We start from the raw sequence: 359 nt of genomic DNA, 5'->3' as shown, positions 1-359 counted from the left end.
GCAAAAGCAGCAAGCCATCGACGCCCTGACCCTTGCCACGGCCAATGCGCGGGAAGAATCGCGTCTGGTGGATGAGCAGGCACAGCAGCGCATTGCAGAACTGGAAGCCGGGGTGGCGGCTGCGAGGGAGAGCCTTTTCCTGTCTGAAGAACATATGCAGCAGGTGATTGAGGCAAGGAAGCTGGAGCAGGAAGCGGCCCTGGCCGCATTGCAGGAGATGACCGCGCAGATCGAGCGGCTTCAAATTGATCACAGGTCGCTTGTAGAGACCAACGAGCAGCTTGAGGCGGCGAAAGCAGCCGACCAGGAAGCGGCCCTGGCCGCATTGCAGGAGATGACCGCGCAGATCGAGCGGCTTC

1 protein-coding gene is annotated in these 359 nt (G+C 61.3%); it reads left to right on the top strand.

Features of this window, described 5'->3' with window-relative positions; genetic code table 11:
- The coding region (locus ACODTW_RS28305) for a hypothetical protein (protein WP_488949561.1) at window positions 1-359 on the top strand (359 nt) is incomplete at both ends.

It is taken from the genome of Niveispirillum sp. FG148 (assembly GCF_057809655.1).
The sequence above is the reverse complement of the archived record's forward strand: the minus strand, read 5'-3'. Positions and strand labels throughout refer to the sequence as shown.